The sequence below is a fragment of the Solibaculum mannosilyticum genome (assembly GCF_015140235.1).
GTDB lineage: Bacteria > Bacillota > Clostridia > Oscillospirales > Acutalibacteraceae > Solibaculum > Solibaculum mannosilyticum.
On the sequence record NZ_AP023321.1, the window covers coordinates 611,992 to 638,471 of the forward strand.

Genomic DNA, 26,480 nt, shown 5'->3' on the forward strand with positions numbered 1-26,480 from the left:
GCGGGCATTTTGCCGGTATGTGAAACGCAAACCATTACGGTTGGATCAGACGAGTGAGGGGGGAGATGTCCAGTCCATCGTATTGGGACAAGAAGGAGTGGATATGCTGGGCGATGATCTTCACACCGCCGGGCTGATCAGATTCGATGTTCAAAGGTAAAATGGGATCGTGGAGGGAGAGACGCAGCAGGAACCAGCCGTCGCCGTCCTCTTTGCCGAAGGAGACCCGGACGCCTTCCCGATTATCGGGGGCCAGTATCCAATTGGGCTGTTGATTGACCAGTTCCAGCAGATCGTTTAAAACCTTCTGGCCGTAAGATTTAAAGTCTTTTGACAGGATTGGAAACCGTACTTCAGCGGCTTCCGCCGGTTCGTCCAAACAGTCGATGAGCTGGCCGATGGTCCGGCCCTCACGGCGGAGCTTGGCCATCTGCACCAGGATCTTGGACACCAGATAAGCGCCGTCGTCCAGGAAGTAATTTTCCTTCAAAGCGCCATGGCCAGAGGTTTCAATAGCGGCCTGGCAGTCGATCCCTTCCCCGTTGAGACGGATGGCCTCGTTGATGACGTTTTTGTATCCCCGTTTAAAACGATGGTGTACCCCGCCCAGCGATTGGATAAAGGAGGCCAGTCCGCTGGAGGTTACCGAATCGGTGACGATGGTAGTTCCGGGATGTTCCGAGAGCAGGATGGCGGTAAGCAGGGCGATAATGCGGTTGCGGTTGATTTCCTGTCCCTCATTGTCCACGACAGCGGCACGGTCCACATCGGTGTCGAAGATGATACCCAAGTCGGCGTGATTTTGAAGTACCGCCTCACGGATAGCGGCCATAGCGGTAGCATCCTCCGGATTGGGGATGTGGTTGGGGAAATTGCCGTCCGGATCGAGATACTGGCTGCCTTCGGTATCGGCTCCCAGAGGTTTCAGAACCTTCTGGGCATAGAACCCGCCAGCGCCGTTGCCGGCATCCACCACGATGCGCAGCCCATCCAAGGGGAGTTCACTGCCGGTAGCGCGGCGGATCTTGTCCACCAGCCCGTTTGCATACACCGAAAGAAAATCCAAAGTCTCCCGTTTGCCGCTGTGGACGGCGATGGGAAACTCCCCTTTTTCACAGATGTCCAGAAGGGCGGTGATATCGTCGTGATCGAGTCCCCCCTCCGGGACAAAAAACTTAAGGCCGTTGCGGTTGAAGGGCAGATGGCTAGCCGTGACCATGATGGAACCGTCAAACTGGAATCCTTCGGTCACCAGAGTCATAAACATAGCGGGGGTGGAACACAGTCCACAGTCGGTGACCGTGACGCCCATATGCTGGAGGCCTTGGGCGGCGGCGTCCAACAGGGTGGGGCCGGACAGGCGGGAGTCCCGTCCGATTGCCACCCGGATGCCTTCCATGTCTTTGCCTGTGCGGCAGGAGAGCCATAAGCCGAAAGCGGCCCCAATAAAACTGGCGGCCTCGGGTGTCAGATTGACCGGTTGACCCTCTACGCCAGGCAGGGCTACACCTCGGATATCGCTGCCGTTTTGAAGCTTTTTCCACTCAATTTTCTGGATCAAATTTCATTCCCTCCAAATCCCAAATTTCGCGCATTCCTATTTTTATTATATCAGACAAATTCCCTTGGTTCAATCATGAGAAAACATAGAAAAACCGTGGATACCGCCTCTTGACTTTGGGAGGGGAGGATGCTATCATGAAACACAATAAAACGTCGAAGGGGAAGGCCTGTTCCAGAAATTTGCCTTAAGAGAGATGCGCCGTCGGCTGGGAGCGCGTCGGCAGAGGGAGAAGGCTACCGCCCCAGAGTGCGCGCTGAAAACCTAGGTGTAAGGTGCGCCGGTTCTCCCGCCGTTATCGGGGCAATGAGAGCGCAGAGTCAAAACGTGCGCTGAAATTGGGTGGAACCGCGTGGCAGTCGCCTCGCCCCAGTGTCTGGGGGCGGGGCGTTTTTGTTTGGAAAAGAGGCCCATCCCCGACTAGAAAATGCTGCAAGGAGCTGAAGCAAATGATCAACATCACTCTCAAAGGCGGCGACGTCCGCCAGGTGGAAGCCGGTACTACAGTGGCCGAGCTTGCCAAGTCCATCGGCATGGGCCTTTACAAAGCGGCCTGTGTCGCCCACATCGACGGCCAGATGGCCGACCTGCGCACCCCTCTGACCAAGGACTGCCAGGTGGATATCCTCACCTTTGATCATCCCGATGGCCAATGGGCTTTCCGCCATACTACATCCCATATCCTGGCCCAGGCCATCAAACGCCTGTACCCCAAGGCGAAATTGGCCATCGGCCCGGCCATTGACAACGGTTTTTATTATGACTTTGATGTGGAGACTCCCTTCACCACCGACGATCTGGAAAAGATCGAGGCCGAGATGAAGAAGATCGTCAAGGAGAACATCCCGCTGGAACGGTTTGAGATGTCCCCGGAGGAGGCCACCAAGACCATGGAGGAGGCCGATGAACCTTATAAAGTGGAACTCATCGCCGAACACGCCGGCAAAGGGGAAAGCATCAGCTTTTATCGTCAGGCAGAGTTTATGGATCTGTGTGCCGGCCCCCATCTGATGACCACCGGCCCTGTGAAGGCCATTAAATTGACCAGTGCAACCGGCGCTTATTGGCGCGGTGATTCCGATAAGGCTATGCTGTGCCGTATCTATGGCACATGCTTCCCCAAGGCCAGCCAGCTGGAGGAATACCTGACCATGCTGGAGGAAGCAAAAAAACGGGATCATCGGAAACTGGGCAAGGAATTGGAGCTGTTTACCATCATGGAAGAGGGCCCCGGATTCCCCTTCTTCCTGCCCAAAGGAATGATCCTAAAAAATACTCTCCTCGATTACTGGCGTGAAGTGCATACCAGGGCAGGATATCAGGAGATCAGCACCCCCATTATGCTCAACCGGACGCTTTGGGAACGAAGCGGCCACTGGGATCATTATAAGGAAAATATGTATACCACCGTCATTGACGACACCGATTTTGCCATCAAGCCCATGAACTGTCCCGGCGGTATCCTGGTCTATAAAACAAAACCCCACAGCTATCGGGATCTTCCCCTGCGTATGGGCGAAATCGGCCTAGTGCATCGTCACGAGCTTTCGGGCGCGCTGCACGGTCTCATGCGGGTGCGCTGCTTCAATCAGGACGATGCTCATATTTTCATGACTCCCGAGCAGATTAAGGATGAGATCAAGGGCGTTGTACGCCTTATCGACGAGGTGTACAGCCTTTTCGGATTTGAGTATCACATCGAGCTTTCCACCATGCCCGAGGATCACATGGGCAGTGAAGAGGATTGGGAACGGGCCACCGACGGACTGCGCGGCGCCATTGAGGAATTGGGCCGGGATTACACCGTCAATGAAGGCGACGGCGCGTTCTATGGCCCGAAGCTCGACTTCCACCTGGTGGACGCCATCGGACGTACCTGGCAGTGCGGTACCATCCAGCTGGATATGCAGCTTCCCGAGCGCTTTGAGCTGGAGTACACCGGCGAGGACGGGCAAAAGCATCGTCCCATTATGATCCATCGCGTGGTGTTTGGCAGCATCGAGCGGTTTATCGGCATTTTGATCGAGCATTTTGCCGGTGCCTTCCCCACTTGGCTGGCACCCACCCAGGTCAAGATCATTCCCATCAGCGAGCGGCATCATGACTATGCCAAGCAGTTGGAACAGTCCATGTTTGATGCGGGGCTGCGCGTAGAGGCCGATTACCGTGCTGAAAAGATGGGTTATAAGATCCGTGAAGCCCAGCTGCAAAAGATCCCTTATATGGTCATCGTAGGCGATAAGGAAGCCGAAAGCGGCCAGGTGTCGGTCCGTTCCCACAAGGAGGGCGACAAAGGCAGCATGGCGGTGGAACAGTTTATCGGTGAGGTGCAGGAGGAAATCCGTACCCGCTCCTGATTGCCCAAAACAGAATAGAGATAAATAAAATCAGCGCCCTCTGCATTCTGTGCAGAGGGCGCTGATTTTTTCGTAGAAAGGAATCGTGTAAAAGCAATAGTAAGATTCCGGCAATTATGCTTTGGGCTGCTTCACAAGGGTGACAACAGCAGAAACGGTATCCGCCAGGAAATAGCCCAAAAAAGCGAAGGAAAAAAACATGATCAAGTCGGATGTATAGATCGAAAGAGGTAGAATGGAAACGCCCAAGAAAGGTAGCAGTGGGGACAGAATCAAGAACGCCAGGACGCAAACAACGTCACATAGAAGAATTTCCAGAGGAGAGAGATGCACAAACCGCTTGAGCCAGACAAATGCGCCCAAAAGAAAAAGCAATCCAAAGAAAGGAACCATAGATGAGAAAGAAAAGGTGGAGAATGCTTCCTGCATCCCATTTTCCAGCAAACCCAAGCAGAGGACAAAGGCGATACATCCGGCGTAATAAAGATAGCTGAATATGCGTCTCATGAAAATTCCTCCTTCTGAATTAAAGAATATTTTCAAGCACACAACTCCATGTGGAAGAGCCAGACTTGTTTTTCAAAGTGTATTCTCCTGTAGCGCCTATCACACTCATAGTCTCATTTGTGACAGGAACCCATGAAGACGGAGGGGAGATCCGCCAACTTGTAGAAACCGATCCGAAAGTGGATGAACTGTTCTGTGTCTTATAACCTCCAGTGGTAAAACCACTTTGACCATAACTGATTTTCTGGCTGACAACTTGGGCGGTCGAGCTATAGTTTGTATAACCACCCGTTATTTCAGTAAGATCATAAGCGGGAACTCCAGAAACAGTTGTAGAGATAAAGTAAATGTTTGTAAAGAAATAAACGCTTCCAGTGGAATCATACTTTCCTCTGTTATTGCTATCATTCAGAGAAGCAACATTAAAAAAGGTTTTCACATGTTCTTCAACTTCTTCACCTGTTTGAGCATTACGTTTCAGAGAGAGCTTTTGATCGACTACGTAGGTATCCCAAATGTACTCATCTTGCTCTGATTGTATAGAAAACGAACGGGTCTGAATTTCTGCACTACTAGAAACTGGTTCTGCCATTTCAAACAGTTTATCTAAATCAGTGATTTCAGGATAGGATTCTATAGTGATAAAATCATCTGATAAGGCTTCGATGGATGTTTCAGCATATACAGAAATAGAAATACAACATAACAAACAAATGGCAGATAAAATAGCAATGATTCTTTTTATGACTCTCTTCCTTTCAAATTTTATCAAAAATACAATGATCTAAATCTTAGGAATTGAGAAACATTGGAACCATTCCCTTCATTGTTTTTACAAGTGAAATTATACCATAAAAAATAAAAAATGTAAATAATAATTTATAAATAAAAATAAAATAATTATCTAGTTATGACGCATAAACTTGTTACCAATAAAAAACAGTTACAAAAAGAAAATCTCCCGGCTGTCGTAATTCCGGCAGCGGGGAGATCTAATACTAAATAGTATGATGTTTTTTTGCTTTTACGATGTTGACAATGTCAAAGATCATCGAGGGCAGCAGGAATCCTACTATCAAAAAGGGCAGGATATAAAGCTTACTTGTTGCGACAATGTTTGTAATCCCAATCGGAAACAGCAGGGACGGCATAGAAAAGAGAAACATCATAACAATGGTAACAGCTTTGCACAAAACCGATTCCTTTTCAGATAACCTTAAGAACCTACCTAAAAATAAATAAATGCCAAATAAAAATACGACCAAGTAAAATAGGTAAGTAAAAGGAAAAGGCTGAAATGTACGGTTGACCATTGCCGCTAAATAATTAGAGAACATACAGGATAAAGGGACCCCAGCAATTAAAACGATATAATAGAGATAATCAACTACCCGCTTCATAGAAAAAATCCCCCTTATACAGCCTGTTGTCAAACAATATAAAATATCTTAACTTAATAAAATTATATCATAAATAATATGCATTATCAACGTGCTTTTTGGGAGATAATAGTATTATACATGTAAAAATTGATACCTCGCCGCTGTCATAATTTCGGCAGCGGCGAGGTCCTTGCCTCTTATAAAAGCTGTTCATTTAAAGCGGTAAATTGCTCTAACGTCAATTGTTCGGCTCGGATAGAAGGAGGGAGACCCAGCGCTTTCAAAGCGTCTGACACAGTGGACTTAGGGATGCCCAATCCAGCGCTGATAGAGTTGGAAGCCGTTTTGCGGCGCTGGCCGAACGCTGCTTTAATCAGAGCGAAAAAGCGGCGCTCATTTGTGACATTAACCGGCGGTGTAGGATGAAGATCCAAGCGGATCACACAAGAATCCACATTAGGGGCCGGCAAAAAAGAACCCCGGCTGACGGGAAACAGCACTTGAGGAGCGGCATAGTAGTGGACGGCGGCGCTGATGGCGCCGGACGCCCTCGTCCCAGGGGCGGCGCAGATGCGGTCGGCCGCTTCTTTTTGCACCATTACCGTAATGGACCGAAAGGGCAGCCTGCTTTCCAAAAGCGCCATCAGGATAGGGGAGGTGATATAATAAGGCAGATTTGCACAGACCACCACATCCATATCGGGGAAGTATTGTCCAAGTAGTTTGGAAAGATCCAGCTTGAGGATATCCCCATGGACAACCTGGACGTTGGAAAGATGTCCCACTGTTTCTTCCAGCACGGGAAGAAGACGGGCATCCACTTCCACCGTCACGACTTTTCCAGCCACTTTGGCCAGTTCGGTGGTCAGAACGCCGATGCCGGGACCGATTTCCAGCACGCCGGTGGATGCGTCTGCCCCCGACTGCTGAGCCATACGGGGACAAACCGAAGGGTTGATTAGGAAGTTTTGCCCTAACGATTTGGAAAATTGGAAGCCGTGGCGGCTGAGAAGTTGGCGGATGGTAGAAATATTGGAGAGATTCATGGTCATAATCGGATCCCGTACCCCTTTTCAATGATATGATAAAAACGATAGCTGTGGCAACGATGATAGAATTGAATTTTATTATACCATACCGGCTGTTTTTCGCAAAATGAATTGTCAGAAGGGGAAAAATCGGGTATCATGAAAAGAGACAACCTGAGTGCATGGGAGGGAATCGGGATGAAACGAAGGGATAAAGAGAATTATTATCTGGACATTGCCGAGACGGTGGCCGAACGCAGCACCTGTTTGCGCCGCGGATTTGGGGCTATCATCGTGAAAAATGACCAGATCATCGCCACCGGATATAACGGCGCACCGCGGGGATCCAAAAACTGTTCCGATCTAGGGGTCTGTCTGAGGGAGGAGATGGGAATCCCAAGAGGAGAAAGGTATGAGCTTTGCCGGTCGGTGCATGCCGAAGCAAACGCCATCATCTCAGCCGCCCGCAATGATATGATCGATGCTACGTTATATCTGGCATGTAAGGATATGAAAACCGGTGAACTTGTGGCTGGGACGAACTCTTGCTCCATGTGCAAGCGCCTCATCATCAACGCCGGGATCAAACGGGTGGTCATCCGCAACACCAGAGATGAATTTACTGCCATCTATGTTCAGGATTGGGTAGATGACGACAACGCCATCAATGGCATCGGTGGGTATTAAGCGTAAAAGCTGTATTTTAGAGATATAACGATGAAAAGGAAAAGAGACGGTTTGTTTTAACAAGCCGTCTCTTTTGTATGATTGATGGGTATTTTTTACCGGAAAGGTCAGGAGGACTTCCTTTTCTTTCTCCATTTAAGCAAGAAGGCGGAATTGATGATGACAAATACCGAACCGGCGTTGTGTACCAGTGCGCCTACAACGGGATTCAAAATACCGGTGATGGCCAACACAATGGCTGCAAAATTGAGAGTCATGGAAAAAGTCAGATTGCATTTGATGGTCAGCATCATCCTTTTGGCAAGCTGGAGCAGATGTGGAATCTCTTTGATGTCGTCGTTGACCAGGGCAATGTCGGCGGCGTCTACTGCGATATCGCTTCCAATGCCTCCCATGGCGATGCCCACATAGGATTTCTTCAAAGCGGGAGCGTCGTTGATGCCGTCCCCGATCATGCAAACTTGACGTTTTTCATCCTGACACGCGTCGATATAACGCAGCTTGTCTTCCGGCAGACAGTTCGCCTGGACGTCGTCAATGGACAACTGCTTTGCAATATGGCGGGCGACATTTTCATGATCCCCGGTTAAGAGGACCGGGATCACGCCGGTCTGCTTGATCTGCGCGATCATACCGGCGGCTTCCGGACGCAGGGTATCGGACAGGGCCAGGAATCCCGCGGCGGCTGCCTCCACAGCGATGTAAATCACCGTGCATCCGTTATCCAGATGTTGCTTGACTGCATCACGGATTTCCTTTGAGAGATGGATGCATCTCTCTTGCATCAATTGTTCGTTGCCGGCCAGAATGCTTTTTCCGGCGACATCGGCTTGAACGCCTCGTCCGGGCAGCATTTGGAATTGCTCTACCGGCAGCAGCTCCTTTTTTACCTCTGTGCGATAACAGCTGACTACCGCTTTTCCCAGGGGATGCTCAGAACGAAGTTCTGCACCGGCCGCATAAGAATAAAGCTCCTCTTCGGAAACATCGGGTAGGAAGCTTTTAACCTGGACGACTTTAGGGGTACCATAGGTTAAAGTGCCTGTTTTATCAAAGGTGAATTTGGAAACCAATGCCAGACGCTCCAAGGCATCTCCTTCCCGCACGAGGAATCCGTGTTTTGTAGCGTTTCCAATGGCGGCCATAATGGCCGTAGGGGTTGCCAACACCAGAGCGCAGGGGCAAAATACGACTAAAATGGTCACAGCGCGGATGATCTCACCGGTGACAAGCCAGGTGATGGCGGCGGCAGTCAGGGCGATGACAACAATCCATGTGGCCCATCTGTCGGCAATGCCTACGATTTTGGCTTTTCCCGCATCTGCCGATTGTACAAGACGTATCATCCTCTGGATGGAACTGTCTTCCCCAACCTTAGTGGCCTCCATGTCAAAAGATCCAAATTGATTGACTGTGCCGCTGGATACCTCATCTCCCGCGACTTTATCAACCGGCAGGGATTCCCCCGTCATGACAGCCTGGTTGATGGAGGTTTGCCCGGACCGAATGACACCGTCTACCGGCACCGTCTCGCCGGGAAGTACCCGGAGAATATCTCCCACCTTGACCTCCTCGGCTGGGATGATCCGTTCCTCCGTCCCCATTAGAACCCTGGCGGTACGGGGCGTCAGATGGACCAATTTCTCGATTCCGGCCCGCGCCTTGGCCACCGTCAGATCCTCCAACAGCGCGCCCAGCTGCATGATGAACGCCACTTCACCGGCGGCAAAATCTTCCCCTATTACCACCGATGCGATCAGTGCGATGGAAACCAATACGTCCGCCTTAATGTCAAAGGCGGTGACGAGTCCGATGAAGGCTTCCAGCAGGATGGGAATCCCGCATAATACAATGGCGATCCATGAGGCATCGAAGGGGAGGGGCAAAAGATCAAAGATGCTGACGATCAATGCGACGGCTGAGAGAATCAGGAAAACAATATCCCGTTTTGTGCCGCCCCATTCCAAAAGCTTCTCCAGTTTTTCCATGACACACATCTCCTATACCTATCGGGGTATAGGTATATTGTACCAATAGGGGTATGGGTTGTCAAGGCGAAAAAAGAAACCCAGCCGCAATTACGACTGGGTTTGATCTCTAGGAAACGCGTCAGGTCATGTTGGCAAAACGCTCCACAGCTTTGGTGAAATTGGCGATGGTCTGGTCGGCGTCTCCATGTTCAATGCCGTCCCGGACGCAATGCTTAATATGCCCCTCCAACACCACTTGGCCGGCTTTGTGCAGAGCCGATTTTGCAGCGTTGATTTGCGACAGAATATCCTCACAGGGGACGTCTTCATCCACCATCCGGTCGATGGCCTGAATCTGGCCGATGATCTTTTTCAAACGCCGGTGCAGATTGTCGGCATCCATACATTGTCTCATTTTTTGCACCTCCCATACCGCTGAGGGTATGGGTACCATTATACTGGGATCCAACCGGCTTGTCAACGAAAGGCCTGTTCCCTTCCCGATAAGGACTTTAATGCTGTCCGTCCCCTTGACGGATTGCCGTTACCGCATATCCTGCATCCCGGACGGCCTGACGAAGCACGGCTTCCTCAGGCTGTTTTTTAAGAAGCAGCTTGGCCTGAGCGGCGCCCAAGTCCACAGTGGCCCATACGCCGTCCAGACGGTTTAAAGCGTTCTCGACCCGTCTGGCGCAGTTGCCGCAGGTCATGCCGTCGATGGTGAGGGTCACGGTGTAAGGATAGTGGCTTTTATCCCGATCCTCAACCTTGACCTTTTTTTCGGCAGGCTCGTGTTCCCCGCAGCAGCCTCCGCCGTAACGGAGCTTTTTGACATACTTATAAACGGTAAAAATACACAGTGCAGCCAAAACGACAACAATAATGACAGTACTCATAAAACCATTCTCCCTTATTGGTTGTGCGGATGTCCAGGCTGCGAAGAGTGATCCAAGAGATTGGTCATGCTCCGCAGACTCACACCCAAGGTGGAAAGATTGTGAAGCATAGCGGAGGTAGCCGGCGGAAGGATCCCCGCCGCACCCAGGCCGATCAGCCCGCCGTTGAAGCCGATGACAAACCGGTAATTGGACTGGATACGGCGCTCCAGCTTCATAGCGATTTTCCACAGGCTGACCAGTTCAAAAAGATTGTCCGCCGAGATGGTGATGTCGGCGATTTCACGAGCGATAGCGGCGCCGTCGCTGATGGCGATTCCCACATCGGCCGCCGATAGGGCGGGGGAATCGTTGATGCCGTCTCCCAGCATGATGACCTTGTGGCCTTTGGCACGTTCCTCTTCCACAAACTGCGCTTTGTCCTCGGGCAGGACTTCCGAACGATATTCGTCCACCCCCACCTGAGCGGCGATGGCCGCAGCAGTGCGTTCACTGTCGCCGGTGAGCATCACGGTCTTGCGGATACCCAGTTGCCGCAGCGCTTGGATGACCTCAGCGGCTTCCGGGCGCAGGGGATCTGAAATGCAGATCACCGCCGCCAATACGCCGCCGATGGCCAGATAGAGATGGGAATATTCCTCCGGCAGAGAGCGGAAGCGATCCTGATCTCCATCGGGGATGGTGCACCCCTCATCCTCAAAGACAAAATGGGCGCTTCCCACAATCACTTTTTCATCCCCGACCGTGCTGGCAATGCCGTGGGCCACCAGATACTCCACCTGAGAATGCATTTCCTCATGGGAGAGGCCCCGATCCCGGGCAGCTTGGACCACTGCATTGGCCATGGAATGGGGGAAATGCTCCTCCAGGCAGGCGGCCAGACGCAACATTTCCGTTTCACTGTGTCCGCCAAAGGGGATGACCTGCGCCACCATCGGGCAGGCTCGGGTCAAGGTCCCGGTTTTATCGAACACGATGGTATCGGCCTGTGCGACGGCCTCCAGATACTTGCCGCCCTTTACCGTGGCGTGATATCCACTGGCCTCCCGCATAGCCGAAAGCACCGCCAAGGGCATAGCCAGTTTGAGGGCACAGGAGAAGTCCACCATCAGCACCGACAGAGCCCGTGTGATGTTCCGGGTAAGCAGACCGGTCAGGACGCTGCCTGCAAGAGTATAAGGAACCAGGCGGTCGGCTAAATTGGACGCCTTATTCTCCGCCGCCGATTTCAGCTTCTCCGACTGCTCAATCATAGCCACGATTTTATCATAGCGTCCGTCGCCAGACTGCTGTTGCACCAGGAGGACACATTCGCCTTCCTCCACTACCGTACCGGCGTACACCGTCATACCGGGACGTTTGGGCACCGGGATCGACTCGCCGGTCAGGGAGGCCTGATTGACCATGACTTCCCCCTCTTCAATGACGCCGTCTAAGGGAATGAGGCCGCCCATATGGACTGCAATATGATCGCCGGTTTTGATCTGCGAGAGGGGGGTGAGTACTTCGCTGGAAGACGTCTTAAGCCATACCCGATCGATGTTTAAGGACATGCACCGGGCCAGATCATCCACCGATTTTTTGTGAGTCCATTCCTCCAACAGCTCTCCCAGCTTTAAGAGGAACATAACCGAAGAGGCCGTACCGAAATCCCGGCGGGCAATGGAGATGCCGATGGACAAGCCGTCCAGCAATTCCACATGGAGCTTTCCACGCAATAAGCATCGAAGACCGCGGAACAAATAAGGGATCGATTTGACTATAGCAAAAGCCATGCGCAGAGGGGCGGGGAAAAAGAGGGAACGAATGGCTTTAAAAATCACCATCCCTACCAATTTTTCCTCATAGGCCCGATTGAGTGCACGGCTGCTGTGAAGCGGTGCCAATTCCTTGTGATTCTCGTAGGAGAATCGGCTGATATGCCCAATCAGCTCCTCCCGGGACGACCGGTACCAGACGACGGCACAACAAGTCCTCTCGTGCACCGTGACCCGATATACGCCGTCCAAGGTCTGCAAATAGGCCTCCAACAAATCAGCTTGATCCAGAGTCATCCGAGGCTGAATCATCTTTACGCGGATGCGTCCGTTGCTCTCGTGCATGATTTGAAATTTCATGAAAAAACCTCCGCAAAGAAAGAGAGGACCGCACAAGCGGCCCTCTCTATGGTTTTTGTTTACGCCTGGGCAGTTTCCTCGGACGTATCCTCCACCACAGCCTCCTGTACAGCGCGCTGCTCATTGATATCCTTAGCAGAAGCCAAGATGTCAGCAGCGTTTTCCTGTACGTCTGTCACCGTCTTCATCACGGAATCCTTCATGCGAAGAGCAGCGGCAGTGGCGTGTGTATACGCCTTTTTGGCATCCTTGCTGGAAAGCAGTTTAATTCCCGCCGAACCAAACAGGACGCCGCCAAAAAACAGCGCCAGATTCTTATACAAACTCATGCTTGTCCCTCCTTTGTGTCATCTGTGTTTGTACCCAGTAACGATGGCCAAGACCATACAGATCACGGCACCCCAGGCCCAGAAACGATGATGTTTCAAGGAAATACCTCCTTACAGGGAACTTCATTTGATACTGAAATCTGACTGATTATACGACATCACTGTTCGGAATTCCACACCGTTTTGGACTGAATTAGACGGATTTAGACATTTTTTTTGCCTCTTTCCGGTATTGGGAAGGAGTGGTCTGATAATAGCGTTTGAATAAGGCGCCGAACTGACTTGCGCTTTCATACCCCACTGCGGCGGAGATTTGTAAAATCGGCTGATTGGTGGAGAGCAAAAGTTTGGCTGCCTGTCGGATGCGGTTTTCTTGGATATACTTGTGAAGAGGTTGTCCGTACAGTTGACGGAAACACGATTTCAGCAATGTGGATGAAATATGAAACATCCGGGACAACCGATCGATGGTTAAAGATTCATCCAAATGAGATAAAATATAGTCCTGTACTTGCTGAGCGGTTTTTACCTGATGGAGATCGAAATAGGAAAAAGGGGATTTATATGTAAAATAGTCATTCTCGTGGCTTAAATAGTACAGGAGCTCTATCGTCATAAAGGTGCAGTACCGGCCGCGTTGGTCGGGGGAAAGCTGCTTTGCAGTATGAAACACCGTGTCGATCCAACCGTTCTGGGAGATGATGGCACAACCTTTATGGCGGCGCATAACATCCTCCACTTGGACAGGATCGAAATCCAGGCCTCCCATAAGAGAACACAGTTGAAAGAGGCTTTCGTAAGATTTTAAAGTGTCTATCGATACAAGGACGCCTTGAGCAAAATCGTCGGACCAATGAATCGTCTGAATCTGGGAGAGATCGAAAAGCAGTAAAATTTCGCTTTCTTGCAGGTCAAGACTACGGCCGTCTGTTTGTTCAATGCGGATATTTCCCTGCAAACAGAATAATACCTCAAAATGATGAGTGGACAAGATCAATGGGATGGAATCCAAAGGAGGATAACAGGCAAAATCACAGACCCGTACCCCTGTCATAGAGGTCACCCAGTGAATCGTCTTAGGGGATGAATTCTGATCTGCTATCTGTTCCAGCATTGTTTCAAACACAGGACCATCCTCCCTCTCTTGGTTAGCTAATGCTAACCACAAGGCGATTATAGCCCATCCATGTAGAATTTGTCAAGAAAGAAGAGCTGCGTTCTAATCTTGTATGGCTTTATGGAAAAAGAAAAGCCTCTAAAACATTTCGTTTTAGAGGCTTGGAGCTGGAGATCGGACTTGAACCGACGACCTGCTGATTACGAATCAGCTGCTCTACCGACTGAGCCACTCCAGCAAACAGAAAAGTGAAATTAAGATTCATTTGACAAAAGCAAAATAGACCTTTTGAAACCCTGATCCTCGGGTTATGAGCCCGACGAGGCAGAACGACAAACTTATTAATTATCAAACGCTTCATTAGAATACCTTATTTTGCTATAAAATGCAAGTGCTTTTTAAAAATTTTCTCACGATTTCTAGGCGAAAAATTCCAATTATTTTTACTGCGATCGTCAAACACAAAAGAGAAGAATAATCCATTTCCTAAAATGCATCGGTTCTTTTTTGTGCGAAAAATACTACAGACTTCAATCCCCTCTATTTTTGTATATTTTTTATAATTATTTTCCAGGTATTCCAACTGGTTTTTTAACTTACTTTCGAAAAAAGTTAGCGATCTGAAATTCATATTTAAAAAATACTTTGAAAAATAGTCCTATTTCACATCAAAATCGTGAATTGTATTCACAAATTATGACAAACTATTTTGGACATATTATACTTTAATTGAACGAAATAGGATGTGATCCAATGCTTTCTGATAGATTACGTTATTTGAGAGAAAAAAACGGATATACCCAGCGGCAAGTAGCAGAGTATTTAAATATAGAACGTTCTACCTACACTTATTACGAAATCGGAAAAACCAAACCGGATTTGGAAGCTTTGAAAAAGCTATCGGCTTTTTTTCATGTTTCTATCGATTATCTGTTGGAAAACAAAACGGTTTTACGCGGTGAGTATGCACCGTATGATTTGGACCGAAGCCGCGAAGACGGAATGACCGGGTTGCCGGACGAAGAAAAACTTTTGCTGCGGCTTTATCGTAAACTTAATACCGAATCGAAAAAAAGCTTGCTGGAAAATATGGCGCGTATTATAAAAAACCAGTCCACTTAAAAGATGTAAGGAAACTCTTTTGAGGTTCCAACAAAGGCATTCCAATGCCTCTTTTTTTGGGTTTTGAAAAAAGAGATGTATTCTGTCGTCAAAGTATAATATGAGAGACTTGAATAGGAAAAGTCCCTTCCAGAAAACGGAGGGGACTTTTATTTTGTTCAGCTATACTTTGCCGCATGAAATGCAAATATCCGCTAATGTACATTGGTCGCATTTAGGAGACCGTGCAGTACATACGGCTCGGCCATGATACACCAGACGATGGCAAAAATCGTTGGATTCCTCCGGCGGCAGGATGGCGCGCAGTTCTTTTTCCACCTTATAAGCATCCTTGGTAACGGTGGTCAATCCGATCCGGCCGGACAAACGGATGCAGTGGGTATCCGCCACCACCGCAGGTTTTCCGAATACTTCACCCAGCACTAGATTGGCGGTTTTGCGGCCTACGCCGGGCAGAGAGGTGAGATCCTCCATGGTGTCCGGAACCTGCCCGCCATACTTCTGAGCGATATCGATACACATATTTTTGATATCCTTGGCCTTGGTTTTATAAAGCCCGCAGGAACGGATGATATCCTCGATATCCTTAATATCAGCCTCCACGAAGGACTGCAAGGTTGGGAATTTTCGAAACAAAACAGGAGTGACTTGATTGACTCTCGCGTCGGTGCATTGAGCCGATAGACGTGTTGCAATCAGCAGTTGTAACGCTCCTGTAGTATCCAGAGAACAGTGAGCCACAGGATACAATTCTTTCAATGCTTCAATGGCTTTTAAAGCGCGTTGTTTTTTTGTCATAAAACCCTCCTTGAGAGACATTCGTCTCTTTCCTGCATTTTACCACACAATTCCCCTCCAGTACAAGACATGTCCTGTTCTTTTGCAAACGGCAAAAAAATCCGCCCCAGTTTCCAAATTAACTGGGGCGGAAAATTTAGGAGGGTCAAAGTTTAAGCGGCAGGCATAGATGTGCCGTCCTCTACAACCGGTGGAATAGAATTTGCACCCGATTGTTTCAATTGGAAGGATCCCATTTCCATTTGGGCGCGGATTACATGTTGGCCTTGGCCGATAATGCCATAAAGCACGTCGTTGTCCTCGTCCATGGTGGGATTGAGCGGGAAGTCACTGGAAAGATCGCCGTATTCGCAGCGCAGATCCGCCTGGATGCTGGAATCTTGAGGGATGGTCAAGACTACATCGCACATATCACCCTGCAATGTAATGTCGTCGTCCACCCGGGCCATTGACAGGTTTAGTTCACCGCTGTCCATGTCCACATTGACACGTCCGGATACATCGGTCAGGTCGGCGGACAGGGAATCCAGTTCCATCTCGATGTTCTGGGCCGAGAGTCCACCCCGATTTTCCAGCTTGGAGGAATCCACATCCAGCTTCAGATTGCGGAGGCCCGACAGGGAATCCAACAGCACAGTATCGGAATCGGCATCCAGATCCAAATCCCCGGCATAAGACTGGGGCAGGTAGATGGTCATAGTGCTCCGGGTGCCGCCGTATAGAATGATGCCTCCGCCCTGAGATTCCAAATAGACTTGCAGAGTGGAATTTTGGACGTCGGTATGCAGTTGATAGCGGGGGGCGGGGATGTGCAGACCATAGGTTTCCACGTCCACGTCGACTTGAATCTGATCGACATTGGGGGTTTGGATAATGGTCAGCTGATCGGAGGAAGAATTGATTCGAATGGAATTGACGCCGTTCAAAGAAGCGGTTTTGCTGTCGGTATAATTGGTCTGAGTCTGTTCGATATAGTCGCGGATCTCCTGGCGGGACATGGTAGCACAAATGGTAGCGCCTCCCAAAGCCACGGCAAATACACAAACCAGTGAAATGACCAGTACTTTTAGTTTCATAGTTTTCCCTCCCTGCAAAGTTTGCCACAGGCCTTAAAGTAAAGCCCGATGCCTTTGAAGAAGTATTTTGTCACATAAACCATGCCGATGATGGCCAGTATGGCTAAGGCAATCAGTGCGATCCCCCCTAAGATAAGGGACCACTTGACCATTATCATTGGAACGCATATACCAGTTGCAATGCAGGCTATGCTTACCCCTACAAGGACGACCGGCACCATCCAGAGGCCGATCCAGGCTCCCACAAGACTTATCAAGACCCAAACGCCGATAAATACATTAAATAGAACTACTCCCGCCGTTATCCCCCCATGGCTTTGGGGACGTCTGGCATAAGGATAGGCCGCTTTACCTCCAAGCGTTGGATCGGTGGGATCAAAAGGAGGGGGATCCATCCCTTCGATGTAGCTTCTAGCAAGCTCCCTGGGGTCACCCAAAGCGGCGGCTACGGTCTCTTCGGAATGGCCGGTCTCGGCGGCAATACGGAAATGTTCTTCGTAATCGGCTAAGATATCCTCCCGTTCCACCGCCGGAAGAGGAGCCAAAGCAGCGCGTAATTCATTGAGAAACTGTTGCTTGTTCAATCTCTTCACCTCCATCAATGATCTGGTCTACCTGAAAAATAAAATGTTTCCACTCGGCTTTGAGCAATTCGAGAAATTCCCGTCCGGAAGGGGAGAGCGCATAGTATTTGCGGGGCGCCCCTCCGCTGGACTCCTCCAAATAGGAGGTGACGTAATTCTCCTGCTTGAGCCGGCGAAGAATGGGGTAAACCGTTCCATCTGAAATGTCTACCGCCTGGGAGAGGTTGGAGGCAATCTCGTAGCCGTACCGGTCTCCCTTTTCCAGCATGGCCAGGACACACAGTTCTAACACGCCTTTTTTAAATTGGATGTTCATCGCTTCACCTCTCAATACTGGTTCAAAACGAGTACTATATATTGAACAATACTAAATATAAACCTCTATTGTGGTATTGTCAAGTAGTGAACGCTATTTTTTTTAGTTGCCGGGAAAAATTTTGCCGTACATGGCGCCGAGGTATAGCCGACAAACAAAAAAGCAGCCGATTAGGACAATCGGCTGCTTTTTATTATGGGGTTAGCTCTTTGGATTAGATGTTCAGAATGTCCGAAGGCGATGTGAAAATAAAATCAGCTAAGCTGTTTTTGACGTTTGGACGGTCCCACGTTACCAATCCGGAGGAGAGCCCGGCATTTTTGGCACATTCCAAATCGGTGGTCATATCCCCGATATAGATGCACTGGTTAGCGTCGGCTTTGGCGAGCTCCAGATACTTAAGAAGAGGCTGGGCATCCGGCTTGTGCTTTTGGGTATCCTCCTTTAAGACCACGGCAGAACAGAGGGAATCCAAGCCAAAGCCTTGAAAATAATCCCGGTATTCCTGACGGCTCCGGGAGGAGACGATGCCCAAAGTGTATCCTCTCTGCTTTAGGGCTTGGAGCATGTCCTCCACGCCGGGGAAAAAACAGATGGTGTGGGCCACTTTCTGATAATGGACGTTCCACTGATCTTCAAAGCTTTCTCCCACATCCACTCCCAATTTCTTCAAAGCTTCCTTGGTTGTGATGCCCAAGACGACGCGCAATTCTTCCAAGGAGAACTGCTTATGGGGTACGAATTGTCTTAAAGTAGTCTGCCAAGTGGCGAGCACGGACTGTTCGGTATCGATCAATGTGCCGTCCAGATCAAAGATAAAGTGGGTGAACTTCTTAGGCTGAACCATCATAGAAAACCTCCAAATGCTAACTTTTCTGCGGACATGCTTCTAAAAGATAGTTTACCATACATAGCCGCAAAAGTCATTTCCGGCTGTCATAGTTTTGACCCAAATGATCCTGTCCTATCCCGGCGGGATTTTTAAAACAATGCGTCCACATTTTCCGACAAAGAGGAATGATGGGGTGTTTTTCCGGCAACAATATCCTGTGAATATCTGCGCGGGGTGAGAGAGTTGAGCCGAATCAAACAAGTAAGAGGATTTTTCTACGATGCGTCCGAAGCGGTGGGACGCCCGGGAACCATTACACGGGTTTCCATGTACGCCTTGCGCCGTCAGCTCGGCCGGGAACTAAACCGGATGCGGGAGCAGTATCAAATTGCTTTGGGACGTCAAAAGAGGAGCGACGTAGAACAATGGCTGTGCGATAACTTCTATCTGATTGAAAAAAACGGGCGGGCACTTCTGCGGGAGCTGAAGTATCAAGAGCCGTTGCCGGCCAGAAAGGGACAGGCTTTCTGTGCCCTTTATCACGTGTGTGAAGCCATCTGCGCGCCCACCGGCGGTATGCCTGATCCAGAAGGGCTGGAACGGCAGCTTCAGAAGGTGCAGCACTATCGTCTTTTGCAGGGGAGCGAGCTGGAGAATCTGGAGCTTATGCTGCGCGCCGCCCTGATCCACTGGGCGGCGCGTGCGGCCTCCCAATGGGGGAAGGAAGAGGAAAATGCCGTTCGTCTGGGAAACGCCATCCAATCCCTCAGGGCTTTTCAGGATATGGATTTTATCGGTATGGTGGAACGGCTCAGCGGTGTGGAATCCATCCTCCGTGGAGATCCGGCCAGGATCTATTCCAGCATGAGCGAGGACACGCGGGGCTATTACCGGCATTGTATCACCCGCATTGCCCGCCGCACGGGCCGGGACGAAATGAAGGTGGCGCGAGACGTCCTGCACAAGGCCCAGGAGGCAAAAGAGACGTCAAAAAAACACGTGGGGTACTGGATTGAAGAGATGACAGGCGACCGTCAGAGACGAAAGCGCCGGGGGAGGATCTCCTTGACGGTTCAGGTGATTTTCCCTGTGACGCTCTCGATTCTAGCCGGGGCATTGTGGGGATGGTGGCTGATTCCGCTGCTTATTTTTCCCTTGTGGGAGGCCGTTCGTCCGCTGGTGGATTTTCTGGCCCTCAAAGGGGTGCCTCCTACCTTTTTGCCCCGCATGGAACTGGATGGAGAGGTCCCAAAAGAGGCCCCCGCTTTGGTGACGGTGTCCACGCTGCTTTCCACCGCGCAAAAGACGTCGGGGCTTCGCCGGCGGCTGGAGCATCTCTACCGGACAAACGGCAGGGGGGAAACCTACTTCTGCCTGTTGGCCGATCTCAAGGAGGCAAAGAAGCCGCAGCGCCCGGAGGATGCATCGGCAGTGGCGGCGGCATCCCGCATTGTCCGTGACCTCAACCGCCAATACGGGCAACGGTTTTTCCTCTTGGTGCGGCCCAGGGTGTATTCCAAGACCCAGAGGGCCTATGTGGGTTGGGAAAGAAAACGGGGCGCACTGTTGGAACTGTGCCGTCTGATCAAAGGGGAGAGGCCTCATTTTCTGACGGTGGTAGGGCCGCAAGAAAAACTCTCTTCCATCCGATACATCATCGCCCTGGACGGCGATACCGAATTGCTGATGGATACAGCCGCCGATTTGGTGGCCAAAGCCATGCATCCGTTCAATCGTCCTCAAGTGGATCGGTCTTTGGGCAGGGTTGTCAAGGGCTATGGCATCCTGGCCCCGCGGGTAGACGTGGACTTAAGATCCGCCGGACAGACTGATTTTTCCCGCATCATGGCCGGATTAGGAGGCGTCACCGCCTACGATACCCTGGTGGGGGATTTTTATCAGGATCTATTTGGAGAAGGCATCTTTGCCGGCAAGGGACTTTTGGATGTGGATGCCTTTTATGAAGTGCTCAACCACGCTTTGCCTGAGAATCAAGTGCTCAGTCACGACATCCTGGAAGGGGGCTTTTTGCGGACAGCCTTTGTGTCCGACGTGGAGATGAGCGATGGCTTTCCCACCGGGATGGGTCCCTGGATGGCCCGCCTTCACCGTTGGATCCGAGGGGATTGGCAAAACATTGTGTGGATTTCCTCCGCCACCAAAACGGCCGATGGAAAACACAATCCGTTAAACGCCTTGTCCCGCTATAAATTGTTTGACAACCTGCGCCGCTCCTTTACACCGGTGATCGCCATGGCGTGCATTTTGCTGTCCACCCTGGTAGGAGGCGGAGCCGCTTGGGCGCTTACCATAGCGGGCGTGCTGTCTTGCGCGGGGGCCGGATTGTTTTCCGCCGTTTACGGCCTCATCAGCGGAGGAATGTTTGTATTCTCACGGCGGTACTACTCCAAGGCCATTCCCCAGGCATCCCAAGCACTGCTCCAAGCCGGGATGCAGCTCATGATGCTGCCCCGTACCGCTTTGGTGTCGTTGGACGCCATTGTCCGGGCGCTGTGGCGCCGCTTCTATTCCGGACGGGGGCTGCTGGACTGGGTGACGGCTGCCGATGCCGAACAGCACAAGCACAATACGGCCGGATTTATAAAAACCTATGGGATAGGCGTTCTGTTGGGGGCGGTACTGATCATCTGGGGCAAGGTGGTGCTTGCATGGCTGCTGGGACTTGCCTTCTTGTCCCTGCCCCTGACAGCATGGGCGACCGCCCGTCCGGACGGGAAGGAGGGACATGACCTCTCCTCCGAACAGCGGGATATGCTCCAATCCCACGCCGCCGCCATGTGGCGCTATTATGAGGATTTGTGTACGCCGGAGGATCATTGGCTCCCGCCCGACAACATGCAGGAGGCGCCCGTCACGGTGACGGCCCATCGGACGTCGCCGACCAACATCGGCCTTGCCATGCTGTCCACTATGGCGGCCCACGACTTCGGCCTCATCGACAGGGACGCCATGGTCACCCGTCTTGGACACATGGTGGATACCATCCAGCGCCTGGAGCGGTGGAACGGAAATCTTCTCAATTGGTACGACACCCTCACCCTGCGTCCTTTGACGCCGCGGTATGTGTCCTGTGTGGACAGCGGCAACTTTGTATGCTGCCTTGTCTCCCTCAAGGAGGGGCTCAAAGAGATGGCAGGGGACAGTCAGGTCATGGATTTAGTCGCCCGGTTGGAATGCATGATCGATGAAACCGACCTGGGGGTCTTTTACAATCCCCGCCGCCGTCTGCTGCACATCGGCTACGATCTGGAAAGCGGACAGCTCAGCGGGTCTTACTACGATCTTCTCATGAGCGAGGCGCGCATGACCAGCTATTTTGCTGTGGCCTCCCGACAAGTGCCCAAGAAACACTGGGGCGCTTTGGGACGCACCCTCGCCAGGCAGGGGAGATACACCGGACCGGTCAGTTGGACAGGCACCATGTTTGAGTACTTTATGCCCTATTTGGTGCTTCCTTCCTACGAAGGCTCCCTGGGATACGAGGCGCTGCGGTTTTGTACCTACTGCCAGCGCCGACGCACCAGAGGCATCGCCCCGTGGGGCATTTCGGAAAGCGGATTTTACGCCTTTGATCCCCAGCTCAACTATCAGTACAAAGCCCACGGCGTTCAGAAATTGGGACTGAAACGGGGGATGGACAGCGAATTGGTGGTATCCCCCTATTCCACTTATCTTACACTTCCCTTTGAACCGCAGAAAGCCATCCGCAATTTGCAGCGTCTGGGAGAGATGGACATCACCGGGCGGTACGGCATGTACGAAGCGGCCGACTTTACGGTAAAACGCCGCCTCAGCGGAGCCGATTACGCGGTGGTGCGCAGCTATATGGCTCATCATGTGGGTATGAGTCTGGTGGCCATTGCCAATCTATTGTATGACGGCGTATTTCAACGACGGTTCCTGCGGGATGGAAGGATGTCCTCGGCAGTGGAATTGCTGGAGGAAAAGGCTCCGGCTGGAACGGTGGTGTTTGACGATGTAGAACACCGTCCCATCCCGCAAAAGGTGGGCCGGACCATCGAGAAAAAGGAGGAATATCAGGTGATTAGTCCCGCGAATCCCCGCATGCATCTGCTGCAAAACGATCAGTGGACGTTGGCGGTTACCGACACAGGAGCAGGGGTATCCACCTTCCGCGGTATGGACGTAGTGCGCCGCTCCGACGATCTGCTTCGCCGGCCGGAGGGGATCTTTGCCGTGGTCAAAGGGGAAGGGGAGCCCTTCAGCATCACGCCCCTTCCCATGGAAAAAGGACAGGTGCAGCGACGGGTGGAATTTGCCTCCTCTTACGCCGCCTTTTACGCCAAAGAGAACAAGCTGGAAGCCGGCATGATGGCCAGCCTTCATCCGATTTTAGCCTGTGAACAGCGGAAAATCCTGCTTCAGAATCATTCATCCAAGCCAATGGACGTTCAAGTGCTGTTTTTCCTGGAACCGGCCCTTATCCCCGCCAAGGACGATGCAGCTCATCCCGCTTTCTCCCGTCTCTTTTTGCGCTCGTCCTACGATCCATCCACTCAAAGCCTCGTCTTCTCCCGGCGAAAACGGGGAAAAGGCAATGAGATGCATCTGGCGGTGGGATTCCTGGAGCAAGTGGCCTATGAATACGACCTGAGCCGGGAACGCATTCTCACAAGGCCCTACGGCGTCTCATCCCTGCTGCGGGAGGAGCTGTTTACCAAACCGTTCACGCCGGGAGAGGGGGTTCCCGACACCGCCTGCTGCATCCGGGCGACGGTCAATCTGCCGCCCAAGGGTCAAAAGGCGCTGACGCTGTTGCTCAGCGCCGCCGGCGCCAGGGAGGATGCCGTCGGCAACCTGGCTGCCATCCGGGAGGAGGGGGATATCACTCCGGAAAGAGCGGCGGTATCTCCGCTGGCGGGCGGAGGGATCGAACAGCGCATCGGTTCCACCCTGCTGCCCCGGCTCTTTTACCCGATGCAGGAATCGGCGGACATCCGGGAAGCCGCCAAAAACAACCGTCTGGGTGCGCCGGCCCTTTGGAGTATGGGAATCTCAGGAGACGTCCCCATTGTGCTGGTCATTCTCAAGGACCCGCAGAAGGTCCAGTCCATCCAGCCCTTTGTGAAGCTCCACAAGCTCCTGAGACGGGCCGGGATTCCAATGGACCTCTGCATCCTTTACCGGGAGGGCGGGCAGTATGACCGTCCGGCAGTGGACGCCATTCGTTGGGTGCTCAAGACGGAAGACATCGATTCCCTTCTGGGACAGCGGGGTGGTATCCACTTGGTGGACGAGATGCGTCATGAGGAGCAAAATATCCAGGCGCTCAAAGCGTCGGCCGTGCACATCGCATCGGAGCATTTGCTGCCCGAAGCGGCATCCCCCACAGAATATCGTCCTATGCCGGTGGCTCCCGTGGAGCCGATAGGAGCTCCCCCCGCCGGATTCACGGTGGAGGGCGGCGTCTTCCATGGGGATGCCTTTACCATCACCAAGACGCCGCCTATGCCGTGGGGACACGTGCTGGCAAACCCCGCCTTTGGGACTATGGTCGGCGACCTGGCTTTGGGATACACCTGGGCGGTCAACGCCCGGGAAAATAAATTGACCCCGTGGTACAACGATTCCCGCACCGATAACCGCGGTGAACAACTTCTTTTGCGGTTGGACGGCCGCATTTACGATTGTACCTTGGGCGCTGTCGCCACCTTCACGCCGGGGTATGCCCGCTGGGAGGGGATGGCGGGGGATGTGCGCATCACAGTGACGGCGTCCGTCCCGCCCAAGGGGACGTGGAAGGAGGTACTTCTGGAGATGGAAAGCCCCAATCGTCCGGTGGACATTCAAGCTGCCTATTATACGGAACCGGTGCTGGGCGTAGGCCGCGGTACGGCGCGGTATCAGGTATCCCGCTGGGAGGACGGCGCATTGACCCTCCAAAACCCCTGGAATACAGCCGTCCCGGGGGCTATGCTCCTGACGGCCGACGGCGGCGCCGACGCCTACACCTGTAGCCGTCCGGACTTTTTGTCCGGGCTTTGGGACGGGTGCGTTCCGGCGCCTACCCACGATCCCTGCGGAGCTGTCATTGTCGAACGCCGGTTGCCTCCCAGACACAGGGAAAGCATTAAATTTATCTTGGGATGGGCGGCGTCGGAGGAGGCGGTGCGGAGTATCCCCGGCATTCGTCCCGAACGGGGAGAACCTGTGGACTCCATCCGCATCCACACACCCGATCCAGCTCTGGATGCGCTCATCAACACCTGGCTGCCTCATCAGGTGGCGGCGTCCCGCTTCATGGGAAAGACGGGATTTTACCAATGCGGCGGCGCATGGGGATTCCGGGATCAGCTACAGGATTGTCTGGCCCTGATGCTGACCCGGCCTAAATTGGCCCGACGCCACATCATCCGTGCTGCCGCCCACCAGTTTGAGGAGGGGGACGTCATGCACTGGTGGCATGCGTTGCCCCGTTCAGGCGGCGGGGAGAGAGGGGTTCGGACGCGTTATTCCGACGACCTGCTGTGGCTCCCCTATGTGTTGTGTGAATATCTCAAGACCACCGGCGATCAAAGTATTCTGGAGGTGCCGGTCCACTACCTGCACGCCGAGGAACTTCGGGAGGAGGAGCATGACCGCTATTTTGAACCGGTCAAATCGTCCGTCAGGGAGGTCCTTTATCATCACGCAGTCCGGGCGGTGGAACGGTCCATGAAGTGGGGACGTCACGGCCTACCTCTCATGGGCGGCGGGGACTGGAACGACGGATACAATCTGGTGGGTGCCGGCGGTCAAGGGGAAAGCGTATGGCTTGGGATGTTCCTGACCATGGTGCTGGAGAATATGGTTCCGCTGTGCCGCAGAAAGGGCGAGGACGACCGTGCCCGTCGGTATGAGGAGGAGGCAAAACGCCTCAGGTCTGCCATCGACCAGTGGGCCTGGGACGGGGACTGGTATCTGAGGGCCTTCTACGACGACGGCTCCCCCATGGGCAGCCATGAAAATGACGAGTGCCGCATCGACAGCCTTCCCCAGAGCTTCTCGGTACTGTGCAGCATGCCGGACGGGGAGAGACGTTCCCGGGCGCTGGACTGGTGTATGCGCATCCTGGTGGACGACAGGCATCAATTGGTGCGTCTGTTTTATCCGCCCTTTGACCAGTCCCAGCAGCAGCCGGGATACGTCAAAGCCTATCCCACAGGACTTCGTGAAAACGGCGGGCAATACACCCATGCCGCCTGTTGGCTGGCCATGGCCCTCCTGCGGGAAGGCCGGGCCGACGACGCACTCAAGGTACTGCATTTTATCAGTCCGGCGGAAAAATACCGGGATCCTGACCGGGCCGCCGCCTATCAAACCGAGCCCTATGCCATTGCCGCCGACATCTACGCCCATCCCGACGCCGCAGGACGCGGGGGATGGAGCCAATACACCGGAGCCGCCGGATGGTACTACCGCATCGTCATTGAGGAACTTCTGGGCATCCGCATCCGTGGGGATGCCATTGAGGTGCATCCCAACCTCCCCACCGGATGGAGCGGCTTTACCGCAGAGATTGTCCGAGGCGGCGTGGTCACGAGGGTCAATCAGGACGGCGTAGTCGAGATTCAAAATCATGACCATTCTGTTAAATCGGAGGGGCGGCGGCCAATGGCGTTGCAACACTGAGGAGGGTTATGGTATAATATCAAATTAGTTGTAGTACTATTTTTGATTCCTTGCTTCATCGTGCACAAAGATGCAGCGCGGATGGAATCATGATGTGCAAAGGGCAGGGGCAACCGTTGCTTTTGAAGCTGGAGAACTGGAGTTTCCG

General features: G+C 52.3%; 20 protein-coding genes and 1 tRNA gene. 4 read left to right on the forward strand and 17 right to left on the reverse strand.

Going from position 1 to position 26,480, the window contains the following annotated elements; all coding sequences use genetic code 11:
• Nucleotides 1-34: 34 nt before the first annotated feature.
• On the reverse strand, nucleotides 35-1,561 hold the full coding sequence (locus tag C12CBH8_RS02870) for a phosphohexomutase domain-containing protein (RefSeq protein WP_215533499.1): 1,527 nt from the start codon (nucleotides 1,559-1,561) through the stop codon (nucleotides 35-37).
• 449 nt (nucleotides 1,562-2,010) lie between these two features.
• On the opposite strand from C12CBH8_RS02870, the gene thrS reads away from it, so the two are divergent.
• Nucleotides 2,011-3,918, forward strand: a complete 1,908-nt coding sequence (gene thrS, locus C12CBH8_RS02875) for a threonine--tRNA ligase (protein ID WP_215533500.1) — start codon at nucleotides 2,011-2,013, stop codon at nucleotides 3,916-3,918.
• Between the two features lie 114 nt (nucleotides 3,919-4,032).
• Here the strand turns inward: thrS and C12CBH8_RS02880 are convergent, their stop codons facing one another.
• From C12CBH8_RS02880 to rsmA, 4 genes are all read right to left on the reverse strand, one after another.
• A complete protein-coding gene (locus tag C12CBH8_RS02880) occupies nucleotides 4,033-4,425 on the reverse strand; it encodes a hypothetical protein (RefSeq protein WP_099323277.1) in 393 nt (130 codons plus the stop codon).
• Nucleotides 4,426-4,444: 19 nt separating this feature from the next.
• On the reverse strand, nucleotides 4,445-5,197 hold the full coding sequence (locus C12CBH8_RS02885) for a hypothetical protein (RefSeq protein WP_215533501.1): 753 nt from the start codon (nucleotides 5,195-5,197) through the stop codon (nucleotides 4,445-4,447).
• A gap of 226 nt (nucleotides 5,198-5,423) precedes the next feature.
• The gene (locus C12CBH8_RS02890; RefSeq protein WP_099323278.1) at nucleotides 5,424-5,825 is read right to left on the reverse strand and encodes a hypothetical protein; all 402 of its coding nucleotides are present in this window, start codon (nucleotides 5,823-5,825) and stop codon (nucleotides 5,424-5,426) included.
• Between the two features lie 179 nt (nucleotides 5,826-6,004).
• Nucleotides 6,005-6,853 (reverse strand): 16S rRNA (adenine(1518)-N(6)/adenine(1519)-N(6))-dimethyltransferase RsmA, encoded by an 849-nt coding sequence (gene rsmA, locus C12CBH8_RS02895; protein WP_099323321.1) that lies wholly within the window; start codon nucleotides 6,851-6,853, stop codon nucleotides 6,005-6,007.
• A gap of 180 nt (nucleotides 6,854-7,033) precedes the next feature.
• On the opposite strand from rsmA, the gene C12CBH8_RS02900 reads away from it, so the two are divergent.
• Nucleotides 7,034-7,522, forward strand: a complete 489-nt coding sequence (locus tag C12CBH8_RS02900; protein ID WP_090265161.1) for a deoxycytidylate deaminase — start codon at nucleotides 7,034-7,036, stop codon at nucleotides 7,520-7,522.
• A 107-nt stretch (nucleotides 7,523-7,629) separates the two neighbouring features.
• Here C12CBH8_RS02900 and C12CBH8_RS02905 read toward each other — a convergent pair whose 3' ends face one another.
• From C12CBH8_RS02905 to C12CBH8_RS02935, 7 genes are all read right to left on the reverse strand, one after another.
• Nucleotides 7,630-9,510, reverse strand: a complete 1,881-nt coding sequence (locus C12CBH8_RS02905) for a heavy metal translocating P-type ATPase (RefSeq protein WP_215533502.1) — start codon at nucleotides 9,508-9,510, stop codon at nucleotides 7,630-7,632.
• Nucleotides 9,511-9,631: 121 nt separating this feature from the next.
• Nucleotides 9,632-9,907 carry a metal-sensing transcriptional repressor gene (locus C12CBH8_RS02910; RefSeq protein WP_090265158.1) on the reverse strand — a complete coding sequence of 92 codons (276 nt, stop codon included), beginning with the start codon at nucleotides 9,905-9,907 and terminating at the stop codon, nucleotides 9,632-9,634.
• Between the two features lie 97 nt (nucleotides 9,908-10,004).
• Nucleotides 10,005-10,388 carry a cation transporter gene (locus C12CBH8_RS02915; protein WP_090265156.1) on the reverse strand — a complete coding sequence of 128 codons (384 nt, stop codon included), beginning with the start codon at nucleotides 10,386-10,388 and terminating at the stop codon, nucleotides 10,005-10,007.
• Between the two features lie 14 nt (nucleotides 10,389-10,402).
• On the reverse strand, nucleotides 10,403-12,505 hold the full coding sequence (locus C12CBH8_RS02920) for a heavy metal translocating P-type ATPase (protein ID WP_215533503.1): 2,103 nt from the start codon (nucleotides 12,503-12,505) through the stop codon (nucleotides 10,403-10,405).
• Between the two features lie 59 nt (nucleotides 12,506-12,564).
• Complete coding sequence (locus C12CBH8_RS02925; RefSeq protein WP_090265152.1) at nucleotides 12,565-12,834, reverse strand: DUF6110 family protein; 270 nt, start codon at nucleotides 12,832-12,834, stop codon at nucleotides 12,565-12,567.
• A gap of 193 nt (nucleotides 12,835-13,027) precedes the next feature.
• On the reverse strand, nucleotides 13,028-13,960 hold the full coding sequence (locus C12CBH8_RS02930) for a helix-turn-helix domain-containing protein (RefSeq protein ID WP_215533504.1): 933 nt from the start codon (nucleotides 13,958-13,960) through the stop codon (nucleotides 13,028-13,030).
• 153 nt (nucleotides 13,961-14,113) lie between these two features.
• Nucleotides 14,114-14,189: transfer RNA gene (locus C12CBH8_RS02935), tRNA-Thr, on the reverse strand.
• A gap of 515 nt (nucleotides 14,190-14,704) precedes the next feature.
• Here C12CBH8_RS02935 and C12CBH8_RS02940 point away from each other — a divergent pair.
• The gene (locus C12CBH8_RS02940; RefSeq protein ID WP_090265148.1) at nucleotides 14,705-15,073 is read left to right on the forward strand and encodes a helix-turn-helix domain-containing protein; all 369 of its coding nucleotides are present in this window, start codon (nucleotides 14,705-14,707) and stop codon (nucleotides 15,071-15,073) included.
• 162 nt (nucleotides 15,074-15,235) lie between these two features.
• On the opposite strand, the gene nth is transcribed toward C12CBH8_RS02940, so the two are convergent.
• The 5 genes from nth to C12CBH8_RS02965 all read right to left on the reverse strand — a co-directional run bounded on the left by nth (nucleotide 15,236) and on the right by C12CBH8_RS02965 (nucleotide 18,697).
• Nucleotides 15,236-15,871 carry an endonuclease III gene (gene nth, locus C12CBH8_RS02945; protein WP_215533505.1) on the reverse strand — a complete coding sequence of 212 codons (636 nt, stop codon included), beginning with the start codon at nucleotides 15,869-15,871 and terminating at the stop codon, nucleotides 15,236-15,238.
• A 152-nt stretch (nucleotides 15,872-16,023) separates the two neighbouring features.
• Nucleotides 16,024-16,947 carry a DUF4097 family beta strand repeat-containing protein gene (locus C12CBH8_RS02950; protein ID WP_215533506.1) on the reverse strand — a complete coding sequence of 308 codons (924 nt, stop codon included), beginning with the start codon at nucleotides 16,945-16,947 and terminating at the stop codon, nucleotides 16,024-16,026.
• A complete protein-coding gene (locus C12CBH8_RS02955) occupies nucleotides 16,944-17,531 on the reverse strand; it encodes a DUF1700 domain-containing protein (protein WP_215533507.1) in 588 nt (195 codons plus the stop codon). Before C12CBH8_RS02955 ends, C12CBH8_RS02950 begins: the two co-directional genes overlap by 4 nt.
• Nucleotides 17,506-17,847: a PadR family transcriptional regulator gene (locus C12CBH8_RS02960; RefSeq protein ID WP_090265140.1), complete on the reverse strand. Its 342-nt coding sequence runs from the start codon at nucleotides 17,845-17,847 to the stop codon at nucleotides 17,506-17,508. The genes C12CBH8_RS02955 and C12CBH8_RS02960 overlap by 26 nt, the downstream gene beginning before the upstream one ends.
• 214 nt (nucleotides 17,848-18,061) lie before the next feature.
• On the reverse strand, nucleotides 18,062-18,697 hold the full coding sequence (locus C12CBH8_RS02965; RefSeq protein WP_216629323.1) for an HAD family hydrolase: 636 nt from the start codon (nucleotides 18,695-18,697) through the stop codon (nucleotides 18,062-18,064).
• Nucleotides 18,698-18,922: 225 nt separating this feature from the next.
• Between C12CBH8_RS02965 and C12CBH8_RS02970 the strand changes: the two genes are divergently transcribed.
• Nucleotides 18,923-26,332: a GH36-type glycosyl hydrolase domain-containing protein gene (locus C12CBH8_RS02970; protein WP_215533508.1), complete on the forward strand. Its 7,410-nt coding sequence runs from the start codon at nucleotides 18,923-18,925 to the stop codon at nucleotides 26,330-26,332.
• Nucleotides 26,333-26,480 lie beyond the last annotated feature (148 nt).

What these genes read in the sequence shown, in the direction of transcription:
- C12CBH8_RS02940 (WP_090265148.1), top strand. Translation starts at nt 14,705, where the DNA reads ATGCTTTCTGATAGATTACGTTATTTGAGAGAAAAAAACGGATATACC.
- nth (WP_215533505.1), bottom strand. Translation starts at nt 15,871, where the DNA reads ATGACAAAAAAACAACGCGCTTTAAAAGCCATTGAAGCATTGAAAGAA.
- C12CBH8_RS02925 (WP_090265152.1), bottom strand. Translation starts at nt 12,834, where the DNA reads ATGAGTTTGTATAAGAATCTGGCGCTGTTTTTTGGCGGCGTCCTGTTT.
- C12CBH8_RS02915 (WP_090265156.1), bottom strand. Translation starts at nt 10,388, where the DNA reads ATGAGTACTGTCATTATTGTTGTCGTTTTGGCTGCACTGTGTATTTTT.
- C12CBH8_RS02950 (WP_215533506.1), bottom strand. Translation starts at nt 16,947, where the DNA reads ATGAAACTAAAAGTACTGGTCATTTCACTGGTTTGTGTATTTGCCGTG.
- C12CBH8_RS02960 (WP_090265140.1), bottom strand. Translation starts at nt 17,847, where the DNA reads ATGAACATCCAATTTAAAAAAGGCGTGTTAGAACTGTGTGTCCTGGCC.
- C12CBH8_RS02920 (WP_215533503.1), bottom strand. Translation starts at nt 12,505, where the DNA reads ATGAAATTTCAAATCATGCACGAGAGCAACGGACGCATCCGCGTAAAG.
- C12CBH8_RS02900 (WP_090265161.1), top strand. Translation starts at nt 7,034, where the DNA reads ATGAAACGAAGGGATAAAGAGAATTATTATCTGGACATTGCCGAGACG.
- C12CBH8_RS02905 (WP_215533502.1), bottom strand. Translation starts at nt 9,510, where the DNA reads ATGGAAAAACTGGAGAAGCTTTTGGAATGGGGCGGCACAAAACGGGAT.
- rsmA (WP_099323321.1), bottom strand. Translation starts at nt 6,853, where the DNA reads ATGAATCTCTCCAATATTTCTACCATCCGCCAACTTCTCAGCCGCCAC.
- C12CBH8_RS02880 (WP_099323277.1), bottom strand. Translation starts at nt 4,425, where the DNA reads ATGAGACGCATATTCAGCTATCTTTATTACGCCGGATGTATCGCCTTT.
- thrS (WP_215533500.1), top strand. Translation starts at nt 2,011, where the DNA reads ATGATCAACATCACTCTCAAAGGCGGCGACGTCCGCCAGGTGGAAGCC.
- C12CBH8_RS02965 (WP_216629323.1), bottom strand. Translation starts at nt 18,697, where the DNA reads ATGATGGTTCAGCCTAAGAAGTTCACCCACTTTATCTTTGATCTGGAC.
- C12CBH8_RS02910 (WP_090265158.1), bottom strand. Translation starts at nt 9,907, where the DNA reads ATGAGACAATGTATGGATGCCGACAATCTGCACCGGCGTTTGAAAAAG.
- C12CBH8_RS02890 (WP_099323278.1), bottom strand. Translation starts at nt 5,825, where the DNA reads ATGAAGCGGGTAGTTGATTATCTCTATTATATCGTTTTAATTGCTGGG.